Consider the following 26,917-nt stretch of genomic DNA (forward strand, 5'->3'; position numbering starts at 1 on the left):
ATAAGCAAAATGCATTTCGAACCCGCTTTAGAGTCAGCGACTCTACTCAAACGCTACAAACGCTTCCTTGCCGATATTGAACTTGATAACGGTGAAGTTCGCACCATCCACTGCGCCAACACTGGCGCGATGACAGGCTGCGCCACGCCAGGTAATAAAATTTGGTACTCAACGTCCGATAACCCTAAACGCAAATACCCCAATAGCTGGGAGATCAGTGAAACCAAGATCGGCCATCGTATCTGTATCAATACCGCGCGCGCCAACCAATTAGCGATTGAGGCAATTGAAAACAATATCATTTCAGAGCTTTGCGGTTACGACACACTTCAAACTGAAGTGAAATATGGCAATGAAAATAGCCGAATTGATATCTTGCTCAGCGCAAGTGATAAACCGAAGTGCTATATAGAGGTGAAAAGCGTCACTCTTCTTGATGAAACTCACTCGGATGGACAAGGGTACTTCCCCGATGCAGTCACCACTCGAGGACAAAAACACCTGAGAGAGCTCACAGAAATGGCACAAAATGGAAGTAGAGCCATACTTTTATTTACTGTTTTACATTCGGGTATTGAAAAAGTATCTGCGGCACACCATATAGACGCAAAATATTCACAATTACTCAAACAAGCACAAGATGCTGGAGTCGAAGTTCTCTGCTATAAAGCTGAACTAAGCAGTACTGACATATCGCTAATTTCCGCTGTTGATTTCATCAATTTAGAGAAAAAATGATGTTATCTTCACATTGACGATAAGATTGCAAATCAGTAATTGCCTGCACCGCCTCTTTTTGCTATAGATACCCGCCTTAAATAGACTGCGAAGCAGTTGACTAGGTGTAAGTAGGAGATGCTGTATGCCAGAATCAAAGAAAAAAACGATTGGCATCCTGGCCATTGCAGGCGTGGAGCCATATCAGGAAAAGCCTGGTGAAGAATACATGTCACCAGAGCAGGTTGAACACTTTACGAAAATCCTAACAGCTTGGCGTGATCAGCTAAGATCTGAAGTGGACCGTACTGTTCACCATATGCAGGACGAAGCAGCAAACTTCCCTGATCCAGTGGACCGCGCCTCTCAAGAGGAAGAGTTCAGCCTAGAACTGCGTAATCGTGACCGTGAGCGCCGTTTGATCAAGAAGATTGAAAAGACGTTAGACAAAATCGAAGAAGACGACTTCGGCTTTTGTGAGTCTTGTGGCGTAGAGATCGGCATTCGTCGTCTTGAAGCACGCCCAACTGCCGATCTTTGTATCGACTGTAAAACGCTTGCAGAAATCAAAGAAAAGCAGATGCAAGGCTAACCACCACGCATTTTGATTATGGAAGGGAGCTCTGGCTCCCTTTTTGTTTTGGCTTATCTGTTCGAGATTTACACATGACAAGCTATGTTGGCCGATTCGCCCCATCTCCTTCAGGGCCATTGCATTTTGGCTCACTGGTAGCCGCCCTTGGTAGTTATTTTCAAGCAAAAGCCAACCATGGAGCATGGTTAGTTCGCATAGAAGACCTCGATCCTCCAAGGGAAATGCCCGGCGCAACACAAGCGATTCTGGAAGCACTGCAAGCTTATCAATTGCATTGGGATGGCGAGGTGGTTTATCAGAGTCAGCGTCATCATCTCTACCAAGCTCAAATAGATACTTGGCTAGAAAATGGGGACGCGTATTATTGCCAGTGTACACGCAAGCAAATAAAGCAGCATGGTGGGTTTTATCCGGGAACTTGCCGAGATAAAAACTTGAAAGAAGGCGCAATACGCCTAAAAATGACCAAGCCTATCGCCAGTTTCATCGACCTGAAACATGGAACCATTCAGATTCCTGAACAACTGGTTAATGAAGATTTCATTATTAAACGTCGAGATGGATTATTTGCTTATAATCTTGCGGTAGTATTGGATGATATCGACCAAGGGGTAACTGAAGTTGTTCGTGGCGCTGATTTAATTGAACCGACAGGGCGTCAGATCAGCTTGTACCAAATTCTAGGGCAACCCGAAGTCAGTTACTTGCACTTACCATTGGCGATAGATAACAACGGCAATAAACTGTCGAAACAAAATCACGCGACGGCTATTGATATTGACAACCCGAAGCCAGCACTATTAAAGGCTATGACGTTTTTGGGCTTTGATATACCAGAAGAAATACGAGCCTCAGATATTGCGAATATTCTTCGCTGGGGCAGCGAGAACTGGCAGTTAGAACAGCTACCAACAGAGATCGAAATCACAGCATGATTCTCAAATGGCGCTGTGTAGTGCTATCATTAGCCGCAAATCTGCCCGAGGGCACCAAAACTAACCAAAGCAAGATTGGATTAAACCCAGTTATTGCCAGATGCACATGAATACAAACGACTATACACCAAGCGAACCTGCCACAATCCCAGAGCTCGCTCTCAATGTAATAACTCGTGAAGAGCACAACATTTCGCGTAAGCAGATCAGTGACAATGCACTGAAGGTACTGTACCGCCTCAATGGTGCTGGTTTCGATGCTTTTCTTGTGGGTGGCGGGGTTCGAGATTTACTGCTTGGACAGAGACCAAAAGACTTTGATATTGCGACGAATGCAACACCAGAGCAAATAAAACAGCTTTTCAGAAACTGCCGCTTGATTGGCCGTCGTTTCCGCTTGGCGCATATCATGTTTGGCCGAGACATCATTGAAGTCGCGACCTTCCGTGGCCACCATCAAGAGCAGAAAAACAAAAGTATTTCTCAGCAATCAAAAGAAGGCATGCTGCTACGCGATAACGTGTATGGCACCATCGATGAAGATGCTGAGCGGCGCGATTTCACGATCAACTCAATGTATTACAACATCGCTGATTACTCGATTCACGATTACGCCCGTGGTATCGAGGACTTAGAAGATCGTCTGATTCGCCTGATCGGTGATCCAGAAACTCGCTACCGTGAAGACCCGGTACGCATGCTGCGTGCTATTCGTTTCGCAGTGAAGCTCGACTTTGATATTGAAGAAGACACTGCAGCGCCAATCGAAGAAATGTCGACTCTACTGCGTGACATCCCATCAGCACGCCTGTTCGAAGAGTCATTAAAGCTATTGCAGTCTGGGCATGGTTTAGAAACCTATCACCTGCTGCGCGAATACAACTTATTCCAACAGCTTTTCCCGACCATTGCTGAGCACTTCACTGAAGATTACTCATCACACACAGAACAGATGCTGGATTTAGTCCTCGATTCCACAGATATGCGAATCGAAGAAGGTAAACGCATCAATCCTGCATTTATGTTCGCAGCGATGCTTTGGTACCCACTGTGTGCCGTTGCAGAGAAACTGATGGAACAACGCAATCTTGGTCATTACGATGCCATCATGGAAGCAAGTAACATCATTCTTGATGATCAAGTTAAAACGATTGCGATCCCTCGACGTCACACTGCAACTATTCGCGAGATTTGGCAACTGCAATTACGCCTGCCACGACGCAACGGTAAGCGCGCCTCCCGTCTTATGGAATTGAACAAGTTCCGCGCGGGATTCGACTTTCTTGAAATGCGTGGCGAAATTGAAGGCGGCGAGACAGAGAAACTTGCCAAGTGGTGGGAAACTTTCCAAAATGCAGGCCGAGAAATGCGTCAGGCAATGGCTGCCGATCTCGACGACCAAGCTCCGAAAGGCCAGCGTCGCCGTAAAACCTATCGCAAGAAAAAGAGTAAGCCTAAGTCATGATCACAGCGTACATTGCGGTAGGCAGCAACTTGGCTGACCCTGTCAGCCAAGCAAAACAAGCGGTCGAAGCACTAAAAACACTGCCTGAATCTAAGTTTGTGGCAGCTTCACAGCTTTACAGCAGCACACCAATGGGGCCACAAAATCAGCCGGATTACATTAATGCGGTCGTGGCGATTGAAACCAATTTGACGCCTTTGCAACTGCTTGATTGCACCCAAGCGATCGAGCAAGAGCAAGGACGTGTCCGCAAAGATGAACGTTGGGGGCCAAGAACACTGGATCTCGACATTGTACTTTACGGCAATGAGGTGATTAATTCCGAAAGACTGACCATTCCTCACTACGGAATGAAAGAACGCGAGTTCGTTCTCTACCCTCTTGCGGAAATTGCACCAAGTTTACAACTCCCTGATGGGACAGAGGTCTCTTCACTACTGAATCAAGTAGATAGAAACGGCCTCAATATTTGGCAGTCATAGCCAACTCCTAGTAAGGATAAAACAATGAAAAAAATGACCATCAACGACCTTATCAAGTGCAAGAAAGAAGGTCGTAAATTTGCTACTTCAACCGCTTACGATGCAAGCTTTGCCCAACTTTTTGAAAGCCAGGAAATGCCAGTCCTGCTAGTGGGTGACTCACTAGGCATGGTACTTCAGGGCGAAAACGATACGCTGCCTGTCACCGTAGAAGACATCGTCTACCACACTCGCTGCGTTCGTGCAGGTAGCCCAAACTGTTTGCTGATGTCTGATATGCCATTCATGAGCTACGCAACGCCAGAGCAAGCCTGCGAAAATGCAGCAAAAATCATGCGTGCTGGCGCCAACATGGTGAAGATCGAAGGCGGTGAATGGCTAGTAGATACCGTCAAAATGCTCACTGAGCGTGCGGTTCCAGTCTGTGCTCACCTAGGTCTGACGCCTCAGTCAGTGAACATCTTTGGTGGCTATAAGATACAAGGCCGAGAGCAGGAAAACGCGGATCGCATGGTCAAAGACGCGCTGGCACTACAAGAAGCTGGTGCTCAAATCATCCTACTCGAGTGTGTTCCTGCAGCTTTGGCAGAACGCATCACTCAATTGCTTGACGTACCAGTGATTGGTATCGGTGCAGGTAATGTGACTGACGGTCAAATTCTTGTAATGCATGATATGTTTGGTATTTCTGCCAACTACATGCCTAAATTCTCCAAAAACTTTCTTGCTGAAACAGGTGATATGCGCAAAGCCGTTGCAAAATATATGGAAGATGTTGCAAACGGTGTGTTCCCAGACGACGCACATACCATTGCTTAGAGGATAAGTGAATGCAAACTTTTGCGGAAATTTCAGCGGTTCGTGAACAGGTAAAAACCTATAAGCGTGAAGGACGTAAAGTCGCATTTGTCCCAACAATGGGCAATCTTCATGACGGTCATTTAACGCTCGTTCGTAAAGCTCGCGAATACGCTGATGTTGTTGTCGTAAGCATCTTTGTTAACCCGATGCAGTTTGAACGTGCCGACGATTTAAGTAACTACCCAAGAACACTGGATGAAGACCTCAGCAAGCTCACCGCTGAAGGTGTTGAGCTAGTGTTCACTCCAACACCGGAGATTATCTACCCTGAAGGATTAGATAAGCAGACGATTGTAGATGTACCAGGTCTTTCGACCATTTTAGAAGGTGCCTCTCGTCCAGGTCACTTTCGTGGCGTAACGACTATCGTCAATAAGTTATTTAACATTGTCCAGCCAGATCTGGCCTGTTTCGGCGAAAAAGACTTCCAGCAACTAGCTGTTATTCGCAAGATGGTTGATGACTTGGCAATGGATATTGAAATCGTAGGCGTACCAACAGTTCGAGAAATGGACGGGCTTGCGATGAGCTCCCGCAATGGGCTACTTACGCTTGATCAACGCCAACGGGCACCCGTACTCGCGCGTACTATGCGTTGGATCAGCAGTGCAATGCGTGGCGGGCGTGATGATTACGCTTCAATCATTGAAGATGCAAGTGATCAGCTCAGAGCTGCAGGGTTGCATCCGGATGAAATATTTATCCGTGATGCTCGCACCTTAGATGCGATCACCGCAGACACCAAACAAGCCGTGATTCTGATGTCAGCATTTTTAGGTAACGTTCGTCTGATCGACAATCAAACCGTCGATATGGCAATTGAAGCTAAAGATAGTTCAGAATCAAACGATGGCAGCTCAAGTGATGCCTAGTAAGCAAAAGTAAAAAGAAAAGGTCGACTTCGAGTCGACCTTTTTTGTTTCAATAGCACCGCCCTGAAATAGGTTGGTTCAAAATAGCGTTGATAGTTTGCCAACTCTATATGATTGGATGTTACGAACGCAGACCAATTCCTTTCGTTACCAAGTAGTGTGCAAGGGCGTATAGCACCACAACAAACACAGCCAAAACGCTGAAAGAAGTCACGATCCCCACATCAGAAACACCAAGGAATCCGTAGCGGAATGCATTCACCATGTAAACAATCGGATTAACTTTTGATACTCCCTGCCAAAACTCAGGCAGAAGACTAATAGAGTAAAAAACGCCACCCAGATAAGTCAGCGGCGTCAACACAAAGGTCGGGATAATAGAAATATCATCGAAGGTTTTCGCGTATACCGCATTAATCAAGCCGCCAAGTGCAAATACCACCGAGGTCATGAATACCGTCGCGACAATAATGCCCCAGTGTTCCACCTGCAGATCCACAAACAATAGCGAAACACAGGTTACCAGTGCGCCGACTAACAAACCACGAGTGACCCCACCCATTACGTAACCCATAATGATCACATAGTTTGGCACTGGCGCAACAAGCAGCTCTTCAATGTTTTTCTGCAACTTAGCACTAAAAAATGACGAAGCCACATTGGAATATGAGTTGGTGATCACCGACATCATGATAAGGCCGGGAACAATATACTCCATGTAAGTGAACCCGCTCATTTCACCGATGCGCGAACCGATCAAGTTACCAAAGATGATAAAGTAAAGTGTCATCGTAATTGCTGGCGGTACCAGAGTTTGCACCCAAATTCGGGAGAATCGCGTCACCTCTTTCCCTAGCAAACTACGAAATGCAGTCCAGTATAGTTGGTACATTTACTTATTCCCTTCTCTAACAATGTTTACGAACAGCTCTTCCAGTCGGTTAGCTTTGTTTCGCATCGATAAGACTTTAATACCTTGCTCAGTAAGTTGGGCAAACACTGAGTTCAAGCCCTGACTTTTATCCAACTCGATCTCAAGAGAGCCCTCGACCATAATTTGAGAGATGACACCGCTCAGTTCTGGTACTTCCCCCTCATACTCAAGATCAAGAATAAAGGTTTCAACACTCAGCTTGCCAAGTAATGCTTTCATCGTCGTGTTTTCAATCAACTCTCCACGATTGATAATGCCGATATTACGACACAGCATTTCGGCCTCTTCTAGGTAGTGCGTCGTCAGGATAATCGTGATCCCCTGCTCTTTATTGATCTCTTTCAGGAAGTCCCACATTGAACGACGCAGCTCGATGTCCACACCTGCGGTTGGCTCATCGAGGATCAACAGCTTTGGCTCATGCATTAGGGCGCGTGCAATCATCAACCGGCGCTTCATGCCTCCAGATAAGTTGCGAGCTCGCTCTTTACGTTTCTCCCACAGATCAAGCTTCCTCAAGTATTTCTCAGCTCGTTCTTTTGCTAGTGTTTTTGATACTCCGTAGTATCCAGCTTGCTGAATAACGATTTGCTCAACCGTCTCAAATTGGTTGAAATTAAACTCCTGAGGAACCAGACCTAAATTCTGTTTCGCTAATTCCAAGTCTGTGTCGATATCATAACCAAAAACTTTGGTGGTTCCGGAAGTTTTGTTGACAAGCGAAGCAATAATACCGATTGTGGTTGATTTCCCTGCCCCGTTTGGACCGAGAAGCGCGTAAAAGTCACCTTTTTTAACTTGAAGACTGATGCCTTTTAACGCCTCAAAGCCGCCTGCGTACGTTTTACGTAGCTGTTCGATTTCTAATGCGTACATAGCGTAGTTGATTGCCGTCTGTTGTAATTCGTGATTGCTGATACCAAGTGAGAGTATTTGAATGATTGAGAGCCGGTGCTCCTGAAACATCTTTCGGTATTGCGGTGAAGGATAATTAGTTTATCGTTGAATAACGATGATTACAATTAAACCTTTATATAAACTTAATAGTGTTATCCGCAGTACGTTTATGGTTTTTGGACTTCAGGGAGTAGGTATCTGGAGGAAATGGGATACCCAGAACAGGCAGCGAAATAACGAGCTCTGCCAAGCAGGCTTAGCAGAGCTGAATGTCACTACTGAGTGATTACGCAGTAATGCGCTGGTATTGTGCGTCCTCAACATGCGCAACCGCCGCGTTTAAAGCTTCATATCGGAATCGATAAATGTTGGCAGCCGGTACTAGGTCGATCACGTGGAATTTTTCCAGTTGTTCACGCGTATGTTGATTTGGACACAACAGATAAACTTCGCAATTCGCATCCAGAGCATCTTTAATCGCGTTTTCCAACGCCAGTCCCACGGTTACATCAATCATTGGTACATCCGTGAGATCTAGGATCATCACTTCATAATCGGCAATACTTGAGTGCTGACGTGAAATCGCTTTTGATACGCTAAAGATCATTGGCCCTGAAAGGTAAAAGAACAAAACCGTACCATTCGCTCGCTCCAATAGCCCTCTTTCACTGTCCGTTAAAGGTACGTCATCTTCATCAGCATCACTGATGGCTTTGACTTGGCGAGCCTGTTCACGGCTGAGACGTTCGATAATAATAATGTTGGAAATAAACACCCCAAGCCCAACAGCTACAATCAGATCAACAAATACGGTTAGCAGCATCACCCCATACATCACAGCCATGCCTGAAAAACTTACCTTATGAGCACGCTGAATAAAGCTCCAGTCGAGAATATTAAATCCGACATACACCGCAATACCAGCCAGTACCGCCATTGGAATTGGCTCGGTCAACCCACCAGCAACCAAGACCACTAAAGCCAGCATCAGCGCACGTACCACACCAGATAACGGTGAGCGCGCACCGACCTGAATGTTGGTCACGGTTCCCATCGTCGCACCCGCACCTGGCAACGCACCAAACAATCCGGAAATCATATTCGCCAGCCCCTGACCACGCAGTTCTTTGTCAGAATCATGCTCTTTACGCGTTAACGAGTCGCCGATAACAGCAGTTAGTAGCGTATCAATGCAGCCAAGGGTACCCAGCACCAATGCATCGATAACCATCTCAACAAACATGTCCGGATTAATGTGTGGTGCAACCAACGAAGGCAGACCAGCTGGGATTTCACCAATACGGCGAATATCATCCGTATCAAACAGCATCACGGACAACAACGTTACAGCAACCAGTGCTACCAACTGAGCAGGTACATACTTGCGATATTGTTTCGGGAAGAAAAACAGAATACCTAACGTCAGCAAGCCTAAAAACAGCTCACTAAACTTCAAGTTAGAAATGGTCTCTGGTAATGCGGAAAGTGTCCCTAACACACCGCCTGAAGGCGCAGCATGCCCCAGCAGAGGGGATAATTGCAGGATAATCAGTATGACGCCAATCCCTGACATAAACCCGGAAATCACACTATAAGGCATTAAGGTAACGTATTTACCCAGCTTAAGTGTCCCCAGCAAAATCTGAAATGCACCGGCCATCATGACGACGGTAAACGTCATCGCCATCCCTGTTTCCGGGTATTTCGCCATCATGCTCGTCAATACAGCGGTCATAATGACGGTCATCGGTCCGGTCGGTTCTGATATAAGCGTATTAGAACCACCAAACAGAGCAGCAAACAAACCCACCATGATCGCACCCCATAAGCCAGCTTCTGCGCCAGCTCCTGAAGCAACACCAAATGCTAAAGCCAAAGGTAGCGAGATAATTGCCGTAGTGACACCACCAAAGATGTCCCCTTTGAAATTGATACCCTCAAATCGATTCCCGAACAACACTTAATTCCCTTGCATTAATATCAAACCAAACTTCATCACTTTAACCAGTAATACTTCCCTCTTAAACCATAACTATTTCATGGGTTTCGAGGGAGATAAATAAACGGAATTAATTGTACGAGTTTATTGAGAAAAACACGTCAGATGAGTCCTATCTGACGAATATTTAACGGGATCGAAATTGTAACATTGTGTATAGTTGAAACTCTGATCGCTTGCTATATTCGAGCAGCTCAGCTGTCAGAGCTTTTGTCATTTAAGGGAAGTTATTTGCAAGATGCCGGAAATTAAACAATTATTTGAGAATAATTCAAAATGGTCAGAAGAAATTAAGTCTGATCGCCCTGAATATTTCGCTAAGCTCGCAGAGGGCCAAAAACCCGATTTTCTTTGGATTGGTTGTTCAGACAGCCGTGTGCCGGCAGAACGATTAACCGGCCTTTACTCCGGTGAGTTATTTGTTCACCGTAATGTTGCAAACCAAGTCATCCACACTGACCTCAACTGCCTTTCAGTCGTTCAGTATGCCGTTGACGTACTCAAAGTAAAACACATCATTGTCTGTGGTCACTATGGCTGTGGTGGTGTTAACGCTGCCATTGATAATCCACAACTCGGTTTGATCAATAACTGGCTGTTGCACATTCGTGATATTTACTTCAAGCATCGCACTTATCTGGATCAAATGCCTTTGGAAGACCGTGCCGATAAGCTAGGTGAACTTAACGTTGCCGAGCAAGTTTATAACTTGGGCAATTCAACTATCATGCAAAACGCGTGGGAGCGCGGACAAGACGTTGAGGTTCACGGTTTTGTTTATGGTATAGAAGATGGCCGTTTAGAGTACCTAGGTATTCGTTCCAACTCTAAAGAAACGGTTGAAGAATCATACCAGAAAGCCTTATCGACAATTTTAAACACCGATAACACCCTCCTGTGTCGCTAATGCGAAATTGATTAAACAAAAAACGCCCACTTCAAAGTGGGCGTTTCTTTCTATCCAATCTTTTATCTATTCGATAATGAGGCTTCAATTATTCTTGAGGCACTACTTTACCGATGAATGGCAAATGACGGTATTTCTGAGCGTAATCGATACCTACACCAACCACAAACTCATCTGGAATTTCGAAGCCAATCCAGTCAACTGGTACATTGACTTCACGACGAGATGGTTTATCCAACAGGGTACAGATTGCGATAGACTTTGGCTCACGCAGAGACAGGATTTCACGAATCTTGTTCAGCGTATTGCCCGTATCAATAATGTCTTCAACAAGCAGAACATCTTTGCCTTTGATGTCGTCATCTAGGTCTTTCAGAATACGAACATCACGCGAGCTTTCCATCGTATTGCCGTAACTTGATGCCGTCATGAAATCAACTTGGTGAGTCAGGTCAATGGCACGGGCTAAATCGGCCATAAAAACAAATGAACCACGCAATAAGCCAACCAAAACCAGATCTTCGCTACCTTGGTAACGCTCAGTAATTTGCTTGCCTATTTCACGAACTCGATCCTGAACGACTTCCTCAGAAATCATGACTTCTACTGTATGTTTCATACTTTGCTCAATTTATTTGGTGGGTTAAGGTCAATCGCGCAAACGATCACCTAATCTTACGGCGTGTAGTGTATCACCACGCTCAATGCGTTAAAAGTCACAAGCCATTGCTCGGGCTTCTTGGGTGTCTAGCCTTGATTTCACAATATTCTGACGAAAAGCATCAACAATCAGAGAATTACTGTCTACAAATCACACAACAAATGTTGACCTTGAGTATATGCACCATTACACTCATCACTTGCTTTAAGCAATTATTAAAATAATCAATTAGGGGGATTTCCCCCCATACAACGAAAATGGCAAGGTAAATATAATGGACTCAATTGCAAAGAGAGCCCGTACTAGGCTTTCCCCTATTAAGCGTAAGCAACAACTGATGGAAATCGCATTAGAAGTATTTGCACGACGTGGTATTGGCCGTGGCGGTCATGCAGATATCGCTGAAATCGCGCAGGTTTCTGTTGCAACTGTTTTTAACTACTTCCCAACTCGAGAAGACCTGGTCGATGAAGTGCTGAACCACGTAGTACGTCAGTTCTCGAACTTCCTTTCAGATAACATCGATTTAGATCTACACGCTCGTGACAATATTGCTAACATCACCAGCGCAATGATTGAGTTGGTTAACCAAGATTGTCACTGGCTGAAAGTTTGGTTTGAATGGAGTGCTTCAACGCGCGACGAAGTTTGGCCACTATTTGTGTCAACCAACCGCACGAACCAACTATTGGTACAGAACATGTTCATCAAAGCGATTGAACGTGGTGAAGTGTGCAACTCACACAAACCTGAACATTTGACCAACCTGTTCCACGGAATTTGTTACTCATTGTTTGTTCAGGCTAACCGCTTTAAAGGTGAAGATGGACTGAAGAATCTGGTCAGTTCATATCTGGATATGCTTTGTATCTACGATCACAATAAGTAAGGTCAACCTAGAGATGACAAAGCCCGGCGACTTGCCGGGCTTTTTTGTATGTGTCGATATATAATAACAATCGTAGTAAATAACTGTTCAGATATAAAAAAACCGCTGAACTTGTCAGCGGTTTTTCTTCAAGCTTTAAGAAAAATTACTTTTTCTTCTTAACTGCTTTTTTGTTTGGAAGGTCAGTGATCGAACCTTCAAACACTTCAGCAGCTAGACCCACAGACTCGTGTAGAGTTGGGTGAGCGTGGATAGTCAGAGCAATATCTTCTGCATCACAACCCATCTCGATTGCAAGACCGATTTCGCCTAGTAGTTCACCACCGTTAGTACCAACGATAGCACCACCGATTACGCGATGAGTTTCTTTGTCGAAGATTAGCTTAGTCATACCGTCTGCACAGTCAGATGCGATTGCACGACCTGATGCTGCCCATGGGAATGTTGCCACTTCGTACTTGATGCCTTCTTCTTTCGCTTCTTTCTCAGTCTTACCAACCCAAGCCACTTCTGGCTCAGTGTACGCGATTGAAGGGATAACTTTAGGGTCGAAGTAGTGCTTCTTACCAGAGATAACTTCAGCCGCTACGTGACCTTCATGCACACCTTTGTGAGCAAGCATCGGTTGACCAACAACATCACCGATCGCGAAGATGTGAGGAACGTTAGTACGCATTTGCTTGTCAACGTTGATGAAGCCGCGCTCGTCGATTTCAAGACCCGCTTTTTCACCGTCGATTAGCTTACCATTTGGTACACGACCGATAGCAACAAGAACCGCATCGTAGCGCTCTGCTTCAGCAGGTGCTTTCTTACCTTCCATTGAAACGTAGATACCGTCTTCTTTCGCTTCAACTGCTGTTACTTTCGTTTCTAGCATTAGCTTGAACTTGTCTTTGATACGCTTGGTGTAAACCTTAACGATATCTTTGTCTGCTGCAGGAATTACCTGGTCAAACATTTCAACAACTTCAACTTTAGAACCTAGAGATTGGTAAACCGTACCCATCTCTAGACCGATGATACCACCACCCATGATAAGCAGTTTTTCTGGCACTTCTTTCAGTTCAAGAGCGTCAGTAGAATCCCAAATACGTGGGTCTTCATGCGGGATAAATGGTAGTTTGATTGGACGAGAACCAGCAGCAACGATCGCGTTGTCGAAGTTAACAACGGTTGACTCGCCTTCACCTTCTACAAGGATAGAGTTAGGACCAGTAAACTTACCGTAACCGTTAACAACTGTTACGTTACGCATCTTAGCCATGCCACCTAGGCCGCCAGTAAGTTGGTTAACAACTTTCTCTTTCCAGATACGGATTTTGTTGATGTCAGTTTGCGGCTCGCCAAATACAACGCCGTGATCAGCCATTGCTTTCGCTTCTTCAATCACCTTTGAAACGTGAAGAAGTGCTTTAGATGGGATACAACCCACGTTCAGACACACACCGCCAAGAGTGCTGTAACGTTCAACAAGTACAGTTTCAAGACCTAAATCCGCACAACGGAATGCTGCAGAGTAACCAGCAGGACCAGAACCAAGTACAACAACTTGGGCTTTAATTTCTTTGCTCATTTTGACCTCTTGTAGTCATTATCCCTAACAGGCTGAGTAATTTTTGATTCTTTTTGTTTAAGTAAGATTTTTAAACAGTGACTTTCAGACCGCTAACAGTTTACAGAGATGTTAATGGTGTGAAAAGTAAATCAATTTAGCCTGTGAGCTAGACAACAATTCGATTGTGAAAACCCTGAACTAAATAGAGAGGGCAACCAAATTGTCGATAATTTTTATTCGTTATTCGCTATAAACAGAGGCGGCTAAATTGCCGCCTCTCATTCATCTAATTCTATTAAAGAACTAGACGACGAATGTCAGATAGACATGAGTTTAGGTAAGTGATGAAACGCGCACCTTCCGCACCATCGATCACACGGTGGTCGTATGATAGAGACAGTGGAAGTTGTAGACGCGGTTCGAACTCTTTGCCGTTCCATACTGGTTTCATCTCAGACTTAGACACACCTAGGATACCCACTTCTGGTGCGTTTACGATTGGAGTAAACGCAGTACCGCCGATGCCGCCAAGGCTAGAGATAGTGAAACAGCCACCTTGCATGTCAGCCGCAGTTAGCTTACCTGCACGTGCTTTCTTAGAAACAGCCATTAGCTCTTCAGATAGCTCGTAAATGCCTTTCTTGTTCACGTCTTTAAATACAGGAACAACCAGACCGTTTGGCGTATCTACCGCGATACCAACGTTCACGTATTTCTTCAGAATTAGGCTCTCACCGTCTTCTGATAGAGAAGAGTTGAACGCAGGGAATGCTTCAAGTGCTTTAGCAACCGCTTTCATGATGAACACAAGTGGCGTGATCTTCATGCCAGTGTCTTTCTTCGCTTCAATCGCGTTTTGCTCTTTACGGAATGCTTCAAGAGCTGTGATGTCTGCGTTATCCCACTGTGTAACGTGCGGGATCATTACCCAGTTACGGTGTAGGTTAGCACCAGAGATCTTCTTAATGCGAGATAGCGGTTGAACTTCTGTCTCACCGAACTTGCTGAAGTCCACTTTTGGCCATGGTAGTAGACCAAGAGCTGCACCGTCGCCTTTGCCAGATGCTGCTGCACCAGATTCTAGGCGCTTAAGTGCTTCTTTCACGTAGTTCTGAACGTCTTCTTTCAGGATACGGCTCTTACGACCAGAACCTTTAACCTTAGAAAGGTTTACGCCGAACTCACGAGCTAGACGACGAACTACTGGAGACGCGTGAGCGTACTCTTCGTTCTCTTTGAAATCGCCAGTTGCTGCTGGAGCTGCTGCCACTGGAGCTTCTGCTTTAGGAGCCGGAGCTGCAGGTGCTGCCGCTTGAGCTGGAGCTGGAGCCGCTGCAGGAGCAGGTGCTGCGCCCGCTACCTCGAATACCATGATTAGTGAGCCAGTAGACACTTTGTCGCCAGCTGCAATCTTGATTTCTTTAACCGTACCAGCAAATGGAGCAGGTACTTCCATAGAAGCTTTGTCGCCTTCTACAGTGATTAGAGATTGCTCTTCTTCCACTGTGTCGCCAACTGCAACCATGATTTCAGTAACTTCTACTTCGTCGCCACCGATATCTGGAACGTTAACTTCTTTTGCCGCAGATGCCGCTGGAGCTGCTGCCGCTGGTGCTTCTACTGCCGCAGGAGCTGCTGCTGGAGCACCTGAACCTGCTACTTCGAATACCATGATTAGAGAGCCAGTCGATACTTTGTCGCCTGCTGCTACTTTGATCTCTTTAAGCGTACCCGCGAATGGTGCCGGTACTTCCATAGAAGCTTTGTCGCCTTCCACAGTGATCAGAGATTGCTCTTCTTCAATGCTGTCGCCGATAGCTACCATGATTTCAGTAACTTCAACTTCGTCACCACCGATGTCTGGTACGTGAACTTCTTTCAATTCTGCCGCTGCTGCTGGAGCTGGAGCCGCTGCTGGAGCTGCTTCCGCCGCAGGAGCAGGTGCAGCGTCAGCTGCACCCTCGGCTTCGACATTTTCTTCAACGAATAGCATGATTAGAGAACCAGTAGAAACCTTGTCGCCTTCTGCAACTTTGATTTCTTTAACGATACCCGCTTGAGAAGCAGGAACTTCCATAGAAGCTTTATCGCCTTCAACAGTGATCAGAGACTGCTCTTCTTCAACCTTGTCGCCAACGCTTACAAGAATCTCAGTAACTTCAACCTCATCCGCACCGATGTCTGGTACATTAATTTCGATTGCCATTTCTTATCTACCTTCTTAATTAAGCGTATAGCGGGTTTGTTTTTTCAGTGTCGATGTCGAATTTCTTAATTGCTTCAGCAATTACAGATTTCTCAACTTCGCCACGTTTCGCTAGTTCAGTTAGCGCTGCTACTACTACGTAACCTGCGTTCACTTCGAAGTGACGACGTAGGTTTTCACGGCTGTCTGAGCGGCCAAAGCCATCAGTACCAAGAACTTTGAAAGACTCAGCAGGGATGAATGCACGAACCTGCTCTGCGTAGTTCTTCATGTAGTCGGTTGCTGCGATAGCTGGCTCAGTACCCATTACCTTTTGGATGTATGGTACTTGCGCTTCCGCTTCTGGGTGTAGCATGTTGTAACGCTCTGCAGCTTGACCGTCGCGAGTTACTTCGTTGAATGACGTTACAGAGTAAACGTCAGATGCAACACCGTACTCATCGCTAAGGATCTGAGCTGCTTTACGTACTTCGTTCATGATAGTACCAGAGCTCATTAGCTGAACTTTACCTTTAGAACCTGTGTAAGTTTCTAGCTTGTAGATACCCTTACGAATGCCTTCTTCAGCGCCTTCTGGCATTGCTGGCATTGCGTAGTTCTCGTTCATTAGCGTTAGGTAGTAGAACACGTTCTCTTGCTCACCGTACATGCGACGGATACCGTCTTGCATGATTACCGCAACTTCGTAAGCGAATGTTGGGTCGTAAGAGATACAGTTAGGAACCGTACCAGCCATGATGTGAGAGTGGCCATCTTCGTGCTGTAGACCTTCACCGTTCAGTGTAGTACGACCAGCAGTTGCACCTAGAAGGAAACCACGTGCTTGTTGGTCGCCCGCCATCCACGCCATGTCGCCAACACGTTGGAAACCGAACATAGAGTAGTAGATGTAGAACGGGATCATTGGTAGGTCGTTTGTGCTGTATGACGTTGCCGCTGCAACCCATGAAGACATAGCACCTAGCTCGTTGATACCTTCTTGCAGAACCTGACCTGACGTTGCTTCTTTGTAGTAAGAAACGATGTCACGGTCTTGTGGTGTGTAGTTCTGGCCGTGCGGGTTGTAAATACCGATTTGACGGAACAGGCCTTCCATACCGAATGTACGCGCTTCGTCAGCAATGATAGGAACGATGTTCTTACCAATGTTCTTGTTCTTAAGTAGAACGTTCAATGCACGTACGAATGCCATAGTAGAAGAGATATCACGCTTCTGTTCTTCTAGTAGTGGCTTGAATTCTTCTAGCTCAGGAATGACGAGTTCTTGAGTGAAGTTCGGTAGACGCTGAGGCGTGTAACCGTGTAGTGCTTTACGACGAGCGTGTAGGTATTCGTGCTCTTTTGAACCTTCTTCAAGTTTCAGGTACTTAAGCTCTTTCACTGCGTCGTCAGTCAGAAGATCTTGTAGACCTAGACGATCACGTAGTTGTAGAACGTGAGTCATGTCCATCTTCTTAACTTGGTGCGCGATGTTCTTACCTTCAGCCGCTTCACCCATGCCGTAACCTTTAACAGTCTTAGCAAGGATAACTGTTGGACGACCTTTCGTCTCAGCCGCGTTCTTGTAAGCAGCGTATAGCTTAGAAGACTCGTGACCACCACGCTTAAGTGCGAAGATTTCGTCGTCAGTCATGTCAGCGACTAGTGCAGCTGTCTCTGGGTACTTACCGAAGAAGTGCTCACGTACGTATGCACCGTCTTTCGCTTTGAACGTTTGGTAATCGCCATCGATGGTTTCGTTCATAAGCTGTAGAAGCTTACCAGTTGTATCTTTAGCTAGTAGAGAATCCCAGTTGTTACCCCAGATTACTTTCACTACGTTCCAGCCAGCACCCTTGAACAGACCTTCAAGTTCTTGAATGATCTTACCGTTACCCATTACAGGGCCGTCTAGACGCTGAAGGTTACAGTTGATTAGGAAACATAGGTTGTCTAGCTTCTCACGCGCAGCGAAAGAGATAGCACCACGTGATTCTGGCTCATCCATCTCACCGTCACCTAGGAACGCGTAAACGCGCTGCTCAGAAGTATCTTTCATGCCGCGGCCTTCAAGGTACTTAAGGAAACGAGCTTGGTAGATCGCAGAGATCGGACCTAGACCCATAGATACGGTTGGGAACTGCCAGAATTCAGGCATTAGTTTAGGGTGCGGGTATGATGGGATACCTTTACCATCTACTTCTTGACGGAAGTTGTCTAGCTGCTCTTCAGTTAGACGGCCTTCAACGAATGCGCGAGAGTAGATACCTGGAGAAATGTGACCTTGGTAGTAAACTAGGTCGCCACCATCCTTCTCGTTTGGAGCACGGAAGAAATGGTTGAAACATGTTTCGTAGAATGCAGCAGAAGACTGGAAAGACGCCATGTGGCCGCCTAGCTCTAGGTCTTTCTTCGATGCACGAAGAACGATCATAATTGCGTTCCAGCGAATGATGGAACGAATACGACGCTCAAGTGTTGTGTCACCTGGGTAAGCTGGTTCTTGATCTGCTGGAATCGTGTTGATGTAGTTCGTGTTGATTCCAGTTGGCATGTCAACACCGTCTAGACGTGCTTTATCTAGAACTTGCTCAAGTAGGAACTGAGCACGCTCTACGCCTTCTTCACGTACAACTGACTCAAGTGCTTGTAGCCATTCTTGAGTTTCCAGTGCATCTACGTCATGCTTCATATCAGACATGGCGATCTATCCTTCTGTTGGTTGGATCTATAAAACAAGCAAATCGTCTTTAAGAGTCATTGCCCTGTTGCATTCGACGTAAAGAGCGTTCACGACGAGACTCTTCTCTGGTCAAATCCAACAATGTTTCTTCAATATAAGCTAAGTGTGAATGTGACATCTCACGCGCCTTTTCTGGCTGACCAGATACAATCGCATCCACAATATTAGCTCGGTGTTTACTTACTTTCTCGACCGCCTCAGGGCGGCGATGCAATAATTTAAAATTCTGTAGAATATTTTGCTCAAGCAACGGTGCCAGGCTGCGCACAATGTGCAGGAGTACTACGTTGTGAGCCGCTTCAGTTAAAGCAATTAAGAATTGCATGACTTCCGCCGATTCAGCTGCGACATCATCATTGGATTGTGCTTGGCTGATTCGTTCAAGACTGGCTTGGATTCGAGCAAAATCTTCGTCGGTACCACGAACGGCTGCAAAGTAAGCGGCAATACCTTCCATCGCGTGACGCGTTTCCAGTAAATCCAGCTGTGTTTCAGAGTGACTAGACAATAAATTTAGCAGAGGATCGGAAAAACTTTTCCAGATGTTCTCACTAACAAAAGTGCCACCACCCTGACGGCGAGTAAGAAGACGCTTAGCTTCAAGGCGTTGAATTGCCTCACGGATCGACGGACGAGAAACATCAAACTGTTTTGCCAGTTCGCGCTCTGGTGGCAACTGCTGCCCCGGAGCCAATGTTCCTTCCACAATCAGCCTTTCTAACTCTTGTTCAATAACATCAGAGAGCTTTGGCTGACGAATCCTTTGATAAGCCATAATTTATTATTCTTCTACTCTTGCAGGTAATTGGTAATACCAATTTTAAGTTGGTGCAGAAATTAACATAATTAAAACGTCACTGTCCAGCCAAAAATTGACCTAAATCATAGAACAAGCCTAGCCAAAACACTCTGATAACAATTGACGGTTAAAACAGCAATAAAATTGGTCTTACCAATTACAATAACAAAACAAGTGGGGAAATGACGTGCTGAGCATTTTGAAAGTAAAAACATAAAATGACAAAAAGATCAGGGCAAATATAGGCCACTTCCCTCGTGGTACACACAAAAATGTAGTTAATTTTCAACAAAAGTAATTATTTTTGTATACAAAAAGGCATGGTTGAAACCATGCCTTATTGATTCTAGCTTTTATAATTTACATATTTATCACAACTTAATTTCAAATTAGTCGTCGATACTTGACCCAGTCAAAACTTAAGCCGGGATCACTTTTTCTCAACGGGGCGATGTATTGGTGGCCAGTAATTCGTTGGGGGGTAACCTTAGGGTATTGCGACATGATTGCGTGAGACAAATCCGCAAGTGACTGATATTGCTCGTCTGTGTATGCGACAAACTCAGTCCCTTCCAGTTCAACACCTATTGAGTAATCATTGCATCCAGCTCTTCCGGCAAAACTTGATTGCCCCGCATGCCATGCTCTATCAAGAAAGGATACAAACTGAACAACCTCGCCATTTCTCTTGATTAAACAATGAGCCGAAACGCCCATTTTGTGAATTACTTCAAAAAATGGATGTGCTTTCGGGTCTAATTTGCCACAGAAAAAGTCCTCTATATAAGGACCGCCAAACTGGCCGGGCGGTAAACTGATGTTATGAACGACAAGCAGAGAGATATCATTTGTATCTGAACGAGCATCAAAAAAAGGCGACGGAACATGCTTTGCTTGCGTCAACCAGCCATTCTCGATTATTGGGGACATATCAACCTCTATAGTTGTAGGGTCTGTTGACCTTTTGCGGTTAAATTTTGTTCGAGATAAAAGCGTTTTAATCGCGGCGAGTGGCGGACGGCTAGTCGTTTGTAGCCTAGTCACTCTAAGCAAAACACCTCTCAACAAAGAGTAAAACGCTTTTAGCCGAACCCGCCGGGCAGCGTTTGTGGCTCCTTTCTACTGCGTTATCGGCTTATCAGGTAGGTCAACTACATTTCAAAGCCTCTGCCTTGTATAAATAACCCACAAACTGCTGCAAAAATCAGCTCAAAAGATCAACAGACCCTAAATTAACTGCTGAAATTATTGACATCGGAGAGTATCATTCGTTGCCATCTCCCTTTCAAGACTAGATTTGCGATGAAGAACACACACAACAGCCAAGAACGCCTGGAATACCTGAAACAACAACTTCCTTTGGAGATCACTCGCTCCGTCGCCGATACCTTAAAAGAAGACCTCGGCGGCACAGTGGATATCAACAACGATATCACCGCATCTCTTATCCCTGCAGATGCCGTGAATACTGCGACGATCATCACTCGTGAGCACGGTGTGTTCTGCGGTCAAGCTTGGGCAGATGAAGTCTTTAAACAGTTGGGCGGTAAAGTCACTGTCGAGTGGCATGTACAAGACGGTGACAAGGTTGAACCAAACCAGACACTTTGTACATTGTCAGGACCTGCCCGTGACTTGCTCACTGGCGAGCGTAACGCGATGAACTTTATTCAGACGCTTTCTGGTTGCGCGACCACAACGTCAGTGTACGCGGAAAAGATCGCGCACACTGAATGCCGTCTGTTAGATACACGCAAAACTATTCCGGGCCTGCGCAGCGCTCTAAAATACGCCGTCGCTTGTGGCGGTGGCTTCAACCACCGTATTGGCGTATTCGACGCATACCTCATTAAAGAAAACCATATCATTGCCTGCGGCGGCATTACGCAAGCGATCACAACAGCAAAAGAGTTAAACCCAGGCAAACCAGTCGAAGTGGAAACAGAAAGCTTAGACGAGTTAAAAGAAGCGATTGAAGCCGGTGCGGATATCATCATGCTGGATAACTTCAGCAAAGAGATGATGCGTGAAGCAGTAGAAATCAACGCAGGTCGTGCAGCATTAGAAAACTCTGGCAACATCACCTTAGAGACTATCGCGGAATACGCGGAAACAGGCGTAGATTACATCTCTGTCGGCGCGCTGACCAAGCACTTGAAAGCAATGGATCTTTCGATGCGCTTCAAATAGCTAACTGAACAAATACAAGATAAGCTTGTTGTTTAAGTTACTTACAGAAAAAACATTAAATAAAGGGCCTTTGGGGCCCTTTATTTTTATCTATAAAAAGCCAAACCTATCGCAATTCGTTGCATATAAAATGTAATTGAGCATTAAAGATATCTATCTGACTCGATCACCCGCTGCCAACCAGTTTTCACCACTTCCGACTCTCCATAATCTTGTGCCAATGCAAAAGCATTATCTATGTTATGAGAAGGAAGAAAAATGAAGTCAAATAAACAGAAAAAACAACAAGGTTTTACGCTGATTGAATTAATGATTGTGGTGGCGATTATTGGGATTTTGGCAGCGTTTGCTGTTCCTGCGTATCAAAACTACACTATGAAAGCACATGCGAGCGAAATGCTAAGTGCTTCCTCAGCAATGAAAACTTCGTTAGGGATCTGTATTATCAATGGAAGTTCAAACTGTAACTCTGGCAATGGTGGAGTACCTTCACAGCAAGATCTAGGTAGCTTTACAGTTAAAGCGGACGGCGGGAGCGCCGATGCTTTACCGACAATAAAAGCAAGCGTAGATACAGATCAGACAAAAGGAAAACTAGTCGCAGGTGACACAATTGAAATTACCCCAACCCTAACAACTGCCGGGGTAACTTGGGTTATTGCTTGTACTAATGGCTCCAGTCAGACAGCTAACGTCGCAGATTGGTGTCCTAAAAATTAATGTATACCAACCTCCCAACGATTCTTCGTCAAGCAAGATTGATTAAGCCTTCCCAAGAAGAATCGTTAATAGAGCAAGTCAACGCTTCCGGTATTTCGATGCCGGAAGCGTTAGTTAACTCTGGCATATTCACCTCTAGTGAACTCGCTACTCACCTTAGTTCAATCTTTGGTTTACCCTGCGAATCATTATCAAACAATGATTACACCGCCCTGTGCCAGAAGATGGGACTGCGTGAGCTGATCACCAGTCACCATGCCCTGCCACTGGGGCGAACGCCTTCGACGTTAACTCTGGCGATTGCCGACCCCACGAACCAACAAGCTGAAGATGATTTTCGCTTTGCTACCGGATTACAAGTCGACTTAGTTATCGCTGATTTTTCTGAACTTGATGCTGCGATTCGCCGTTTATACGGTCGCACGTTAGGTCAGGAGAGATCGGGCTTAAAAGAAATCAACCAAGAAGAGCTCGCCAACCTTGTCGACGTAGGTGCTGATGAAATCGATAACATCGAAGATTTAAGTCAGGACCAATCACCGGTTAGTCGCTATATCAACCAGATTTTGCTCGATGCGGTCCGTAAAGGGGCATCTGATATCCACTTTGAGCCTTATGAAAAGATGTACCGAGTCCGACTGCGTTGCGACGGTATTTTGATTGAAACCCAACAACCACCAAGCCATTTAAGTCGACGTTTATCTGCTCGAATCAAAATTCTATCAAAGCTCGATATTGCCGAAAGGCGTATGCCGCAAGACGGTCGAATAAAGTTAAAGCTTAATCAAGACACAGCGATTGATATGCGAGTGTCAACCTTGCCAACTCTGTTTGGTGAAAAAATCGTATTACGACTGCTCGACAGCAGTTCGGCCTCTCTGGACATCGATAAACTGGGCTATAGCGAACAGCAAAAGCAGTTGTACTTAGATGCTCTGCGTCGACCACAGGGGATGATTTTAATGACAGGCCCTACCGGCAGCGGCAAAACCGTCTCGTTGTACACTGGGCTAAGTATTCTCAATAAACCAGAGATTAATATTTCCACGGCTGAAGATCCGGTCGAAATCAACCTCTGCGGAATTAATCAGGTTCAGGTTCAGCCTAAGATAGGCTTTGGTTTCGCTGAGGCACTGCGCTCTTTTTTACGCCAAGACCCTGATGTGGTGATGGTTGGGGAAATCCGCGATCTGAACACGGCAGAAATCGCGATTAAAGCCTCACAAACCGGACATTTAGTCCTTTCGACACTGCACACTAATTCAGCCGCTGAAACCGTTATCCGCTTAACGAATATGGGGGTTGAAAGCTTTAACCTCGCCTCTTCGCTCAGCCTTATTATTGCCCAACGCTTGGCTCGTAAACTTTGCCCCCACTGTAAACAGCCTCAAGAACTTACTGCACCATTACAACATATTGGCATCTGCGCGACAGACCAGGTTTATCAAGCCAATCCTAATGGCTGCAACCATTGCACACACGGCTATTCGGGAAGAACTGGCATCTATGAGGTGATGCGTTTCGATGAATCGCTGTCCGAAGCACTGATTAAGGGTGCCTCGGTACATCAACTGGAAAAGCTCGCCATCCGTCACGGGATGAGCACACTACAAATGTCAGGTATTGAAAAACTTAAGCAAGGCGTCACAAGCTTTAGCGAACTGCAGCGCGTGCTTTACTTTTAATTTCACTTTGAACTAGCAGCCATTTAGCCTATGAAAACGACGACCCCACAACTAAAAAACTTCCGCTGGAAAGGCATTAATAGCTCAGGAAAAAAAACCTCAGGACAAACTCTGGCCATGAGCGAAGTGGAAGTACGCGAACGACTCAACGCTCAGCACATAAAAATAAAAAAGCTCAAAAAAGGCAGTATTTCCTTTCTGACCAAACTGAGCCATCGCGTAAAAGGTAAAGACATCACCGTTTTTACTCGCCAGATCTCTACCATGCTTATTACAGGCGTCCCACTCGTTCAGGCTTTAAAATTGGTTTCCAATAACCATAAAAAAGCCGAGATGAAGTCTATTTTAATGAGCGTAACTCGAGCGGTTGAAGCGGGCACGCCGATGTCGAAAGCAATGCGCACCGCCAGCACACATTTTGACGCACTTTATACGGACCTCATTGCAACCGGAGAACTGTCAGGTAATCTGGCAGAAGTGTTTGAACGACTGGCCACTTATCGAGAAAAAAGCGAAGAGCTCAGAGCAAAAGTAATTAAAGCCCTAATCTATCCAGCCATGGTCATTCTGGTTGCGCTTGGCGTATCTTATCTCATGCTCACACAAGTTATCCCCGAGTTTGAAAAAATGTTTTCCGGATTTGGTGCTGACTTACCTTGGTTCACCCGACAAGTACTCGACTTGTCTGCGTGGATGCAAAATTGGAGCTCATTCATTGCTCTTGGGACACTAAGTCTTGTTATATCAGCAAGAATTCTGGTAAAACGTTCTGATTCCTTTCGCTTGATGATGGATCGAGCCATATTGAGGATTCCCGTACTTGGCTCAGTGTTGTCCAAGGCAGCAATTGCTAAATTTAGCCGAACCCTGGCCACCAGCTTTAGTGCTGGCATTCCAATCCTGACCAGTTTAAGAACCACCTCCAAGACGTCAGGAAACCTGCACTATCAACTGGCAGTAGAAGAGGTCTATCGTGATACCGCCGCTGGTATGCCAATGTATGTCGCGATGCGTAACTGTGATGTTTTCCCTGAATTAGTGCTACAAATGGTGATGATTGGAGAAGAGTCAGGCAGGCTCGATGAGATGCTCAATAAAGTCGCAACCATTTATGAATTCGAAGTAGATAATACCGTCGATAACTTAAGTAAGATTCTTGAACCGCTGATTATCGTTTTTCTTGGTGTGGTCGTTGGTGGATTAGTGACAGCAATGTACCTGCCAATCTTTAACTTAATGAGTGTATTAGGCTAAAATGGAGGCTGTAAATTAATCATTAAAACAGCACCTTGCCGTTTGATGCACCGCTCAAGAGACAAATATGGAAGTATTTCAGTACTACCCATGGTTATTCGTTGTATTCGCCGTGGTTTTTGGTTTGATCGTGGGAAGTTTTCTCAATGTCGTTATCTATCGACTACCAAAAATCATGGAGCTGGAATGGCGCCGTGAATGTGCTGAGTCATTTCCTGAATACAATATTGCTCCACCCAAAGAAGTACTCACATTAAGCGTACCTCGCTCCTCTTGCCAACAGTGTGGTACTCCGATTCGCATTCGCGATAACATCCCAGTTATCAGTTGGCTACTTCTAAAAGGTAAATGCCACAACTGTAGCACACCGATTAGCGCCAGATATCCACTTGTAGAAATACTGACTGCTGCCTGCTCCGGCTATGTTGCGTTTCATTTTGGATTCAGCTATTTCACTATTGCGCTGATATTCTTTACTTTCATTCTGATTACTGCGACGTTTATCGATCTCGATACCATGCTTCTGCCCGATCAATTAACATTGCCATTAACTTGGGCTGGCATTGCTCTAGCATTGTTCGAAGTCAGTCCTGTTAGTCTGCAAGATGCCGTAATCGGTGCAATCGCTGGCTATTTATGTCTCTGGTCTGTTTATTGGGGCTTTAAGCTGCTTACTGGCAAGGAAGGCATGGGCTATGGCGACTTTAAGCTACTCGCAGCGCTTGGCGCATGGCTGGGTTGGCAAGCTTTACCAATGATCATTTTGCTTTCTTCCATCGTAGGCGTCATATTTGGAATAATTCAGCTACGATTGCAGAAGAAAGGGATCGAAAAGGCTTTCCCTTTCGGTCCTTACTTAGCGATTGCCGGATGGGTAAGTTTGCTCTGGGGTGATCAAATTCTAAATTGGTATTTCACATCAATTCTAGGAGTGTAAATGGCTTTGGTTATTGGCTTAACAGGCGGTATCGCCAGCGGTAAAACCACCGTGGCGAATCTGTTCAAGCAGCAATTTAAAATCGACATCGTTGATGCAGATATTGTTGCAAGAGAAGTCGTCGAGCCCGGAACACCGGGACTGGCAGCGATTATTGAGCACTTTGGTAGCGATATTGTTCGTGACGATCAAATGCTCGATCGGGCGAAGTTAAGAGAAAAGATCTTTTCAAACCCAGATGAAAAAGACTGGCTTAATAAACTATTACACCCGATCATTCGCGAAAAAATGGTAGAAGACTTACAGCAAGTCACCTCTGATTATGCGCTTCTGGTTGTGCCGCTACTGGTAGAAAACCAATTGGAAAGCCTGTGCGACCGTGTTCTGGTGGTGGATGTCGATCCTGAAACGCAAATATCCCGTACGATGAAACGTGATAATGTCAGCGAAGAACAAGCCCGTGCGATACTTGTATCCCAGGCATCAAGACAGCAAAGACTCGATATGGCAGACGATGTGGTTAAAAATAACCCGGATGACCAAGATCTTTTGCTTCAAATCACAGATTTGCATGAAAAGTACCTAGCCATGTGTAAGAAAAATCTGCAAAATTAGAATGAAATTCACCAAGG

Annotated in this window: 24 protein-coding genes; 15 read left to right on the plus strand and 9 right to left on the minus strand. The window is 45.4% G+C overall.

Features of this window, described 5'->3' with window-relative positions:
• The first annotated feature begins 9 nt into the window (after window positions 1-9).
• From sfsA to panC, 7 genes are all read left to right on the plus strand, one after another.
• Window positions 10-738 (plus strand): DNA/RNA nuclease SfsA, encoded by a 729-nt coding sequence (gene sfsA / locus L3V31_RS06430; protein WP_237315289.1) that lies wholly within the window; start codon window positions 10-12, stop codon window positions 736-738.
• A gap of 124 nt (window positions 739-862) precedes the next feature.
• The gene (gene dksA, locus L3V31_RS06435; RefSeq protein ID WP_014232932.1) at window positions 863-1,309 is read left to right on the plus strand and encodes an RNA polymerase-binding protein DksA; all 447 of its coding nucleotides are present in this window, start codon (window positions 863-865) and stop codon (window positions 1,307-1,309) included.
• 74 nt (window positions 1,310-1,383) lie between these two features.
• The gene (gene gluQRS, locus L3V31_RS06440) at window positions 1,384-2,247 is read left to right on the plus strand and encodes a tRNA glutamyl-Q(34) synthetase GluQRS (RefSeq protein ID WP_237315290.1); all 864 of its coding nucleotides are present in this window, start codon (window positions 1,384-1,386) and stop codon (window positions 2,245-2,247) included.
• Window positions 2,248-2,347: 100 nt separating this feature from the next.
• Entirely contained in the window at window positions 2,348-3,712 is a 1,365-nt protein-coding gene (gene pcnB / locus L3V31_RS06445) for a polynucleotide adenylyltransferase PcnB (protein WP_237315291.1), read from the plus strand.
• Window positions 3,709-4,194, plus strand: coding sequence for a 2-amino-4-hydroxy-6-hydroxymethyldihydropteridine diphosphokinase (gene folK, locus L3V31_RS06450; RefSeq protein WP_237315292.1), 486 nt, complete (start codon window positions 3,709-3,711; stop codon window positions 4,192-4,194). The genes pcnB and folK overlap by 4 nt, the downstream gene beginning before the upstream one ends.
• A gap of 24 nt (window positions 4,195-4,218) precedes the next feature.
• On the plus strand, window positions 4,219-5,013 hold the full coding sequence (gene panB / locus L3V31_RS06455) for a 3-methyl-2-oxobutanoate hydroxymethyltransferase (RefSeq protein WP_237315293.1): 795 nt from the start codon (window positions 4,219-4,221) through the stop codon (window positions 5,011-5,013).
• 11 nt (window positions 5,014-5,024) lie between these two features.
• A complete protein-coding gene (gene panC / locus L3V31_RS06460; RefSeq protein WP_237315294.1) occupies window positions 5,025-5,927 on the plus strand; it encodes a pantoate--beta-alanine ligase in 903 nt (300 codons plus the stop codon).
• 121 nt (window positions 5,928-6,048) lie between these two features.
• On the opposite strand, the gene L3V31_RS06465 is transcribed toward panC, so the two are convergent.
• The 3 genes from L3V31_RS06465 to L3V31_RS06475 form a co-directional block, all read right to left on the minus strand.
• Complete coding sequence (locus tag L3V31_RS06465) at window positions 6,049-6,819, minus strand: ABC transporter permease (RefSeq protein WP_237315295.1); 771 nt, start codon at window positions 6,817-6,819, stop codon at window positions 6,049-6,051.
• Window positions 6,820-7,737, minus strand: a complete 918-nt coding sequence (locus L3V31_RS06470; RefSeq protein ID WP_237315400.1) for an ABC transporter ATP-binding protein — start codon at window positions 7,735-7,737, stop codon at window positions 6,820-6,822.
• A 307-nt stretch (window positions 7,738-8,044) separates the two neighbouring features.
• A complete protein-coding gene (locus L3V31_RS06475; RefSeq protein WP_237315401.1) occupies window positions 8,045-9,715 on the minus strand; it encodes a SulP family inorganic anion transporter in 1,671 nt (556 codons plus the stop codon).
• Between the two features lie 280 nt (window positions 9,716-9,995).
• On the opposite strand from L3V31_RS06475, the gene can reads away from it, so the two are divergent.
• Entirely contained in the window at window positions 9,996-10,664 is a 669-nt protein-coding gene (gene can, locus L3V31_RS06480) for a carbonate dehydratase (protein WP_237315296.1), read from the plus strand.
• 88 nt (window positions 10,665-10,752) lie between these two features.
• Here the strand turns inward: can and hpt are convergent, their stop codons facing one another.
• On the minus strand, window positions 10,753-11,283 hold the full coding sequence (gene hpt / locus L3V31_RS06485; RefSeq protein ID WP_014232942.1) for a hypoxanthine phosphoribosyltransferase: 531 nt from the start codon (window positions 11,281-11,283) through the stop codon (window positions 10,753-10,755).
• 316 nt (window positions 11,284-11,599) lie between these two features.
• On the opposite strand from hpt, the gene L3V31_RS06490 reads away from it, so the two are divergent.
• A complete protein-coding gene (locus tag L3V31_RS06490; RefSeq protein ID WP_237315297.1) occupies window positions 11,600-12,214 on the plus strand; it encodes a LuxR/HapR/OpaR family quorum-sensing transcriptional regulator in 615 nt (204 codons plus the stop codon).
• Between the two features lie 145 nt (window positions 12,215-12,359).
• Here L3V31_RS06490 and lpdA read toward each other — a convergent pair whose 3' ends face one another.
• The 5 genes from lpdA to ampD all read right to left on the minus strand — a co-directional run bounded on the left by lpdA (window position 12,360) and on the right by ampD (window position 20,429).
• Window positions 12,360-13,790, minus strand: a complete 1,431-nt coding sequence (gene lpdA / locus L3V31_RS06495; protein WP_237315298.1) for a dihydrolipoyl dehydrogenase — start codon at window positions 13,788-13,790, stop codon at window positions 12,360-12,362.
• A gap of 277 nt (window positions 13,791-14,067) precedes the next feature.
• Window positions 14,068-15,978 (minus strand): pyruvate dehydrogenase complex dihydrolipoyllysine-residue acetyltransferase, encoded by a 1,911-nt coding sequence (aceF, locus tag L3V31_RS06500; RefSeq protein ID WP_237315299.1) that lies wholly within the window; start codon window positions 15,976-15,978, stop codon window positions 14,068-14,070.
• A gap of 19 nt (window positions 15,979-15,997) precedes the next feature.
• Window positions 15,998-18,658: a pyruvate dehydrogenase (acetyl-transferring), homodimeric type gene (gene aceE, locus L3V31_RS06505; protein ID WP_237315300.1), complete on the minus strand. Its 2,661-nt coding sequence runs from the start codon at window positions 18,656-18,658 to the stop codon at window positions 15,998-16,000.
• 49 nt (window positions 18,659-18,707) lie between these two features.
• Window positions 18,708-19,475, minus strand: coding sequence for a pyruvate dehydrogenase complex transcriptional repressor PdhR (gene pdhR / locus L3V31_RS06510; protein WP_237315301.1), 768 nt, complete (start codon window positions 19,473-19,475; stop codon window positions 18,708-18,710).
• Between the two features lie 408 nt (window positions 19,476-19,883).
• Entirely contained in the window at window positions 19,884-20,429 is a 546-nt protein-coding gene (gene ampD, locus L3V31_RS06515; RefSeq protein WP_237315302.1) for a 1,6-anhydro-N-acetylmuramyl-L-alanine amidase AmpD, read from the minus strand.
• A gap of 372 nt (window positions 20,430-20,801) precedes the next feature.
• Between ampD and nadC the strand changes: the two genes are divergently transcribed.
• The 6 genes from nadC to coaE all read left to right on the plus strand — a co-directional run bounded on the left by nadC (window position 20,802) and on the right by coaE (window position 26,900).
• Entirely contained in the window at window positions 20,802-21,689 is an 888-nt protein-coding gene (nadC, locus tag L3V31_RS06520) for a carboxylating nicotinate-nucleotide diphosphorylase (protein ID WP_237315303.1), read from the plus strand.
• A gap of 258 nt (window positions 21,690-21,947) precedes the next feature.
• Window positions 21,948-22,409 (plus strand): prepilin-type N-terminal cleavage/methylation domain-containing protein, encoded by a 462-nt coding sequence (locus tag L3V31_RS06525; protein WP_237315304.1) that lies wholly within the window; start codon window positions 21,948-21,950, stop codon window positions 22,407-22,409.
• Entirely contained in the window at window positions 22,409-24,094 is a 1,686-nt protein-coding gene (gene pilB / locus L3V31_RS06530; RefSeq protein ID WP_237315305.1) for a type IV-A pilus assembly ATPase PilB, read from the plus strand. The genes L3V31_RS06525 and pilB overlap by 1 nt, the downstream gene beginning before the upstream one ends.
• A 30-nt stretch (window positions 24,095-24,124) precedes the next feature.
• Complete coding sequence (locus tag L3V31_RS06535; protein WP_237315306.1) at window positions 24,125-25,348, plus strand: type II secretion system F family protein; 1,224 nt, start codon at window positions 24,125-24,127, stop codon at window positions 25,346-25,348.
• A gap of 67 nt (window positions 25,349-25,415) precedes the next feature.
• On the plus strand, window positions 25,416-26,285 hold the full coding sequence (locus L3V31_RS06540; protein WP_237315307.1) for an A24 family peptidase: 870 nt from the start codon (window positions 25,416-25,418) through the stop codon (window positions 26,283-26,285).
• Window positions 26,286-26,900, plus strand: coding sequence for a dephospho-CoA kinase (coaE, locus tag L3V31_RS06545; protein WP_237315308.1), 615 nt, complete (start codon window positions 26,286-26,288; stop codon window positions 26,898-26,900).
• The last annotated feature ends 17 nt before the right edge of the window (window positions 26,901-26,917 follow it).

The sequence above is a fragment of the Vibrio sp. J1-1 genome, assembly GCF_021728395.1.
Classification (GTDB): domain Bacteria; phylum Pseudomonadota; class Gammaproteobacteria; order Enterobacterales; family Vibrionaceae; genus Vibrio.